Source organism: Effusibacillus consociatus, from assembly GCF_042652925.1.
Lineage (GTDB): Bacteria > Bacillota > Bacilli > Tumebacillales > Effusibacillaceae > Effusibacillus > Effusibacillus consociatus.
In genome coordinates this window covers 25,384-32,178 of record NZ_JBHSHC010000156.1, presented here as the reverse complement: position 1 = coordinate 32,178, position 6,795 = coordinate 25,384, and the positions used below count along the sequence as shown (strand labels likewise).

At 47.5% G+C, this 6,795-nt stretch carries 6 protein-coding genes; 5 read left to right on the top strand and 1 reads right to left on the bottom strand.

Annotated elements, in window-relative coordinates; translation table 11 throughout:
• Positions 1 to 356: 356 nt before the first annotated feature.
• Genes ACFO8Q_RS23035 through ACFO8Q_RS23025 form a run of 3 tightly spaced genes read left to right on the top strand, consistent with a single transcriptional unit; the run spans position 357 to position 4,504 of the window.
• Entirely contained in the window at positions 357 to 1,670 is a 1,314-nt protein-coding gene (locus tag ACFO8Q_RS23035) for a sigma-54 interaction domain-containing protein (RefSeq protein WP_380029549.1), read from the top strand.
• A gap of 58 nt (positions 1,671 to 1,728) precedes the next feature.
• Positions 1,729 to 3,054, top strand: a complete 1,326-nt coding sequence (locus ACFO8Q_RS23030; RefSeq protein ID WP_380029543.1) for an aspartate aminotransferase family protein — start codon at positions 1,729 to 1,731, stop codon at positions 3,052 to 3,054.
• A 34-nt stretch (positions 3,055 to 3,088) separates the two neighbouring features.
• The gene (locus ACFO8Q_RS23025; RefSeq protein ID WP_380029541.1) at positions 3,089 to 4,504 is read left to right on the top strand and encodes a sodium:solute symporter family protein; all 1,416 of its coding nucleotides are present in this window, start codon (positions 3,089 to 3,091) and stop codon (positions 4,502 to 4,504) included.
• A 60-nt stretch (positions 4,505 to 4,564) separates the two neighbouring features.
• Here ACFO8Q_RS23025 and ACFO8Q_RS23020 read toward each other — a convergent pair whose 3' ends face one another.
• Positions 4,565 to 4,948, bottom strand: a complete 384-nt coding sequence (locus tag ACFO8Q_RS23020) for a DUF3231 family protein (RefSeq protein ID WP_380029539.1) — start codon at positions 4,946 to 4,948, stop codon at positions 4,565 to 4,567.
• A gap of 45 nt (positions 4,949 to 4,993) precedes the next feature.
• On the opposite strand from ACFO8Q_RS23020, the gene ACFO8Q_RS23015 reads away from it, so the two are divergent.
• Positions 4,994 to 5,773, top strand: a complete 780-nt coding sequence (locus ACFO8Q_RS23015; RefSeq protein WP_380029536.1) for a DNA-methyltransferase — start codon at positions 4,994 to 4,996, stop codon at positions 5,771 to 5,773.
• Positions 5,774 to 5,829: 56 nt separating this feature from the next.
• Complete coding sequence (gene cysK, locus ACFO8Q_RS23010; protein WP_380029534.1) at positions 5,830 to 6,747, top strand: cysteine synthase A; 918 nt, start codon at positions 5,830 to 5,832, stop codon at positions 6,745 to 6,747.
• Positions 6,748 to 6,795: the final 48 nt, after the last annotated feature.

The window sequence follows — 6,795 nt, the reverse complement described above, 5'->3', positions numbered from 1 at the left end:
TCTGTATATCTGAAGATTACCAGAACTAATGTTTGGAGGCAACACTATATTTGAACTCAGCCTTTTAAATAGAGATAACGGTTAAGAAGGCTCAAATCCATCTGAACCAGGTGAACAATTTCCAACCCTCAAGCGATCATCTAAGGTCGCTTTTTTCAATATCCAAAAAAGAATAATTATTCAAAATCAAATAATCGATCTATAATACAGACACCGGAGCCTATAGGAAATCGCCTGCGAACATTACTATTCAAAAATAAATAACCCAGCAACATCGTGAGGGGGAAACAGACGTGAAAAAACACATTCAGTGGAATGAAGACGAAGCGATTCTGCATTCGTTAAAGGACGATATCATGGTGGCCGATACCCAGGGTATTATTTTGAAAGCAAGTCAAACGACCGGGGAGATTTATGATGTGGATTCCAGTGATCTGATCGGGAAATCGGTCTACGAGTTGGAAAAGGAAGGCTTATTTACTCCCATTGTCACTCCCATGGTGATTAAAGAGAAAAAGAAAATCACTTTCGTACAGACCACGAACAAAGGCAAAAAGCTGTTGGTTACAGGGATTCCGGTTTTTAATCCGGAAGGGGAACTTGTCCGCATTGTCAGCTACTCTCACGATGTCACTGAGCTTATGAACTTAAAGCACTACCTGCAGATCATGGAGGAAGATATGGAGCGGGTGAAGAGCGAGCTGGATATTCTTCGAAGCAAATATATCGACTCAGACGGCATCATCGCCAACAGTGAGGAAATGAAAAAAGTGCTTGATACCGCGTTAACAGTTGCCGAAGTAGATGCGAACGTATTGCTTTTAGGCGAGTCCGGCGTCGGAAAATCACTTATTGCAAAGTTTATTCATAACCACAGTTTGCGGAGCAAGGGGCCGTTTATTGAAGTCAATTGCGGTGCGATTCCGGAGACCTTATTTGAAGCGGAATTCTTTGGATATGAAGCCGGTTCTTTTACGGGAGCGAACCCGAAAGGGAAGGTCGGATTGGCTGAATTGGCGGATGGCGGGACTTTGTTTTTGGATGAGGTTGGGGAATTGTCGCTCATTCATCAGGTGAAATTATTAAAAATGATTCAGGAAAAACAGTTTTACAGGGTTGGCGGAACGAAGGTCCGGCAAGCGGATTTCAGGTTGATCGCGGCGACGAACAAGAACCTGGAGGCGGCCGTTCGTGAGAAGAGCTTTCGGGAGGATTTGTATTTTCGGTTAAATGTGGTTCCGATTACGATTCCTCCACTCCGTCAAAGAGCCGAAGACATCCTGCCTCTGATTGAATATTTCCTGGATCAATTTGAGAAAAAGTACAATCGGGAGAGAAGGCTTGACGAAGCTGTGATCCAGCGTTTGGTGTACCACGAGTGGAAAGGAAATGTGAGAGAACTGATCAACTTGTTGGAACGGCTGGTGGTGACCTCTTCGTCAAAGCTGATTACGGTGGATCATCTTCCGGATTGTATCAACCAAGCGCACAATCCTCCTCTGTTTGATGAGAATGATAACAGGCCCTTGCCTGAAATCCTGGAGAGCGTGGAAAAACAGGTCTTGGCCAAAGCGAAGCGCAAATATAAAACGACTGTCGAAATGGCCAAAGCATTGGGCGTAAGTCAGCCTACAATTGTTCGAAAACTGAAAACATACGGAATAAAATGATAGCTGGCACGAATATTGCATTCTCTTTTGGCAGAACAACTAAGGAGGTTTGCAAAACGTGTCAGATGATTGGAGTTATTTGGTTCGGCAGATGTCGGAGCGTTTGGCCCCAAGTATGGCGAAAGACCATCCAAACCTGCCCGTGGTGAAAGCGGAAGGCTGCTATTACTACGGACTGGATGGAAAAGCCTACCTGGATTTTACCTCAGGGATTGCCGTCGCCAATACCGGGCATCGCCATCCGAAAGTTGTGCAGGCGATTAAAAAAGCGGCAGATCAACTGGTTCACGGTCCATCGGGTGTTGTGATTTATGAATCGCTTCTCCGATTGAGCGAAGAATTGACGACGGTACTGCCCAAAGGTTTGGAATGCTTCTTCTTCGGGAACAGCGGTACAGAGGCGATTGAAGGAGCAATTAAACTGGCCAAGCATGTAACAAAGAGACCTTATGTCATTTCTTTTCTCGGATGTTTCCATGGCCGGTCGATGGGAGCGCTCAGCGTGACGACATCCAAAAGCAAGTACAGAAAATATCTGCAGCCCAGTGGACTCACTTATCACGTTCCTTACGCGAAAGTGGACGATTGCCCGAGCGGACAGGATCCTGAAGTGTATTGTGTGGAAAAGCTGGAAAAAGACTTTAAGACTCTCTTTAACCACCAGGTGTCCCCGGAAGAAGTGGCCTGCATGATTGTGGAACCGGTGCTTGGCGAGGGTGGATACATTATCCCTCCAAGGGCATGGCTGCAAAAAATCCGGGAAATCTGCGACCGTCACGGCATTCTGCTGATCTTTGACGAGGTGCAAACCGGATTTGGACGGACGGGCGAATGGTTTGCAGCGCAAACTTTTGGCGTGACACCGGATATTATGGCGATTGCCAAAGGAATCGCGTCGGGTCTTCCTCTCAGTGCAACGGTGGCATCCAAGGAATTAATGCAAAAATGGCCCCTCGGCAGTCACGGAACCACGTTCGGCGGAAATCCGATTGCCTGTTCTGCGGCATTGGCGACTCTGGAAGTGATGAAAGAAGAGAAACTTGTAGAAAATTCCAAGGCGATGGGGAAATACGCACACGAAAAACTCTCCGAGTTAAAAAACCAGCATCTCTCAATCGGAAGCATCCGTGCGGTGGGCTTGATGATCGGGATTGAAATCGTAGACCCTTTTACAAAAGCACCCAACGGCGAGGGACTCATGAGCATTTTGAACAAATGCCTTCAGAAGGGCGTCCTGTTCTACCTCTGCGGGAACAGTGGTGAAGTGATACGAATGATCCCTCCGCTTACCATTACAAAGAAAGAAATTGATGAGGGGGTCAGGATCCTTGCCGAAGCAGTCACGGAATACGAAACAGAAACCATGTGCGTAAGAAGTTCTTAAATGATGTGAGTTCAAAAATAGGGGGACAAATCAAATGAACTTGCTTGATACGTCTGTCATTCTTCTGTATTTTACGGTCTTGATTGTGGTAGGGATCATCGGTGCAAGAAGAGCGAAAACATCGGAAGACTTTGTCTTGGCCGGCCGCAATCTCGGATTTTTTATGTATCTGGGTTGTCTTGCAGCTGTCATTCTGGGTGGAGCTTCAACGATTGGAACAACCAAGTTAGGCTATAAATTTGGTCTGTCGGGTATGTGGTTCGTCACTTCAATCGGATTAGGCATCATGCTCTTGGGTGTTTTATTTATCAAACGGATTTCCGGAGCCAATGTGTCGACTATTAGCGAGTTATTGGGCAAACGCTACAGTTCGGAAACCAGATTGATCAGTGCACTTGTTTCCTCGATTTATACCCTGATGGTAGGGGTTACCCAAGTGATCGGGATGGGTGCGATTATTAATGTATTGCTGGGTTGGAATATGACGGTTTCGATGATTGTCGGTGGAGGGATTGTCCTCTTTTATACGATTCTGGGAGGCATGTGGAGCGTAACGGTTACGGATATTATCCAGTTTGTGATTATGACGGTCGGTATTTTCGTTATCATGCTTCCGATGAGTCTTTCCTCCGCTGGCGGTTGGGATGCTCTTCTGGCGAAGCTGCCTGCGTCTCATTTTGATTTCTCCACGATTGGGGGGGACCAGATTTTTCAATATTTCCTGCTGTATTCTCTGGGGCTGGTAGTTTCCCAGGATATTTGGCAGCGTGTGTTTACAGCCAAAACGATTAAGATTTCGCGTGTCGGAGCTGTATGGGCCGGTATCTACAGCATCGGTTATGCTCTCGCGTTGAGTATTGTGGGAATGTGTGCGTTGATCGTGATTCCCGGTATTGAGAATCCGCAAAATACGTTTGCTCAAATGGCGATCGCCATCCTGCCTCCCGGAGTACTGGGGCTCGTTCTTGCCAGTGTTTGCTCTGCGTTGATGTCCACCGCTTCGGGGACGATATTGGCTTCTTCCACGTTGCTTACAAACGACATCATGAAACAGTACTGGTTTAAAAATATGGGGGAGAAACAGTTCCTTCTCGTATCCAGATTGACAACGCTTGTCGTCGGGATCTTGGCGATTATTTTTGCGATTTGGATTCAGGATGTTCTCGTTGCGCTTGATGTTGCCTATGCAATCTTGTCAGGTGCGATTTTTGTGCCGCTTGTACTCGGATTCTTTTGGAAAAGAGCAACGGCTAAAGCTGCGTTCTATTCCATTATCGTAAGTACGGTTGTTGTGTTGAGCGGGTTAATGATTGAGGGCATCACTTCGACCAATCCGATCATGTATGGCATTGCTTCCAGCGTACTTGTAATGGCACTCGTTTCCTACTTTTCGAAAGAACGGATGGCAGTTTACAGTTCACCGGCAGAAAGCAATCAGTTGGCTGAGTGATAGGCGAATCTGGAGGAAATAGAGGCTCCTACGTTGTGGATGTTGGCACAATGCAGGAGCCTACTTTCCTTTGGCAAGAGTATTTCGATCAGGTGCTATAGGTGGTTGTTCCATCCACCCATTTTCAATCAAGAGGTTCGTACCGTCTTCTCCATAAGCCGATCCTTCCACCAAAAGCCGAGCATACACAGTTGCCAGGTCCCGTCTTTGACTTGCCGCCATTCCCATTCCATAATTCCCTAGACTGGAAGAAACTAATAAGGTGACGTGAATCAGCATCAGTCGATCTGAGAAAGGGGATTTGGTACTCTCCATTACCTCTCCATCGTAACTGGAGGGGGCTGTTATAATATGCACCTCCAATCTGGAAATATTCACTTGAACGTTCAACGGCCTTATTAGGGCCGCTTTTTTTCTTGGAATCAGGAATAAAACGCCGTTCATAAGAAATGAATGTAAGGGGGGAGTATTCGAAAGGGGGCGGTCAAATTGAAACCGCGTGTGTATTTCGGAGATTGTCTGACGCTTTTAGATCGGTTGCCGGAACACTCATTTGATTTGGTGCTCACAGACCCACCCTATAATACAAGCGGAATCGATATGAAATGGGAGAACAAGCTCGACGGGGGAAACTGGTACAAGATCAATGAAAATTGGGACACGTACTCGTTCGAAAGCTATCTGGATTTCACGAGAGAATGGATTCGCAAGGTAAACCCTCTCCTCAAAACCACAGGCACCATCATGGTCTGCTGCTCGCAGCACAATATCAGTGAAGTCATGATTGCACTGAAAGAATTGAAATACAAATGCTTGAATATCATCACTTGGCGAAAAATGAACCCCATGCCGAATCTGACCCGCAGGGTTTTCACACATTCCACCGAATTTATTGTGTGGTTTGCAAAAGGGAGTCACTATACCTTTCACTATGAAGCCATGAAAAAGTATAACAACGGGAAGCAGCTCCGCGATGTCTGGGAGTTTCCCGTCTGTCAGGGAAAAGAACGGATCCGCCGGAGCGATAACCGGGCTGCCCATCCGACACAAAAGCCGCTCGCTCTGTTCCACCGATTAATCGAAGCGTCAACGAACCCCGGGGATCAGGTGTTTGACCCGTTTCTCGGTTCCGGGACAACGGCGGAAGCGTGTATCAGACTTGGGCGCCTGTGTACAGGAATCGAGAAGGAAGAAGCGTATTATCAAATTGCGCTCGATCGAATTGATAAAGTTTTGAATGATACCCGGGAATTCAGGAGCGGATTGTAACAATAGGTCTATATTCCGACTGTTCAGGATGATATGATGAAGTTGGGGATGATTTCATGAAGGTGTACAACAACGTAACAGAATTAATCGGCAGGACACCGGTTGTCCGTCTGAATCGGGTTGTCCCGGAAGGGGCGGCCAATGTGTATGTGAAACTGGAGATGTTTAACCCCTCACGCAGTGTGAAAGACCGGGCTGCCTTTAACTTGATTGCAGCGGCGGAAGCGGCCGGATTGATTCAAAAAGGGGATACCATCATCGAGCCCACTAGCGGCAATACGGGAATCGGATTGGCGATGAATGCGGCCGCCAAAGGATATCGCGCGATTCTCGTCATGCCGGATAACTGCACAAAAGAGCGGATTAATTTGGTAAAAGCCTACGGGGCGGAAGTGGTGCTAACCGAGTGCGAGCAGCGGATGCCGGGGGCGATTGCCAAAGCGTTGGAGCTGCAGAAACAAATCCCGCGCAGTTTCATTCCGCAGCAGTTTGAGAACAAAGCGAATCCGGACATGCACCGCAAAACCACCGCGATAGAGATTCTTGAGCAGATGGACGGACATTTGGATGCATTTGTAGCAACTTCAGGCACAGGTGGAACCATTACGGGCACCGGGGAGACGTTACGGGACAAGCTGCCGCACCTGCACATCGCGGTTGTCGAACCAAAAGGCTCTCCTGTCTTGTCAGGAGGGAAGCCGGGACCGCATAAGCTGGTCGGGACAAGCCCGGGCTTTATCCCGCCCATCCTGAACACCCGAATTTATGACGAAATCATTCAAATTGCAGACGAAGAAGCGCTAGAAACAATGAAAAGATTGGCCCGCCAGGAAGGGATTCTGGTCGGTCCGTCTTCCGGGGCCTCCGTCTTTGCGGCCATCACGATGGCGAAGCGCTTGGGGACAGGCAAGAAAGTGCTTTGCATGGCGCCTGATACCGGGGAACGCTATTTGAGTATGGGTGTGTTCGACTGAGCCCCTTTTTTGTTACCAATAATTTCGATATTTCAAATTTACGATTTA

Bases quoted from the DNA above. Each gene is read 5' to 3' on its own strand.
- ACFO8Q_RS23020 (WP_380029539.1), bottom strand. From the start codon at position 4,948: ATGAACGGCGTTTTATTCCTGATTCCAAGAAAAAAAGCGGCCCTAATA.
- ACFO8Q_RS23025 (WP_380029541.1), top strand. From the start codon at position 3,089: ATGAACTTGCTTGATACGTCTGTCATTCTTCTGTATTTTACGGTCTTG.
- cysK (WP_380029534.1), top strand. From the start codon at position 5,830: ATGAAGGTGTACAACAACGTAACAGAATTAATCGGCAGGACACCGGTT.
- ACFO8Q_RS23035 (WP_380029549.1), top strand. From the start codon at position 357: ATGGTGGCCGATACCCAGGGTATTATTTTGAAAGCAAGTCAAACGACC.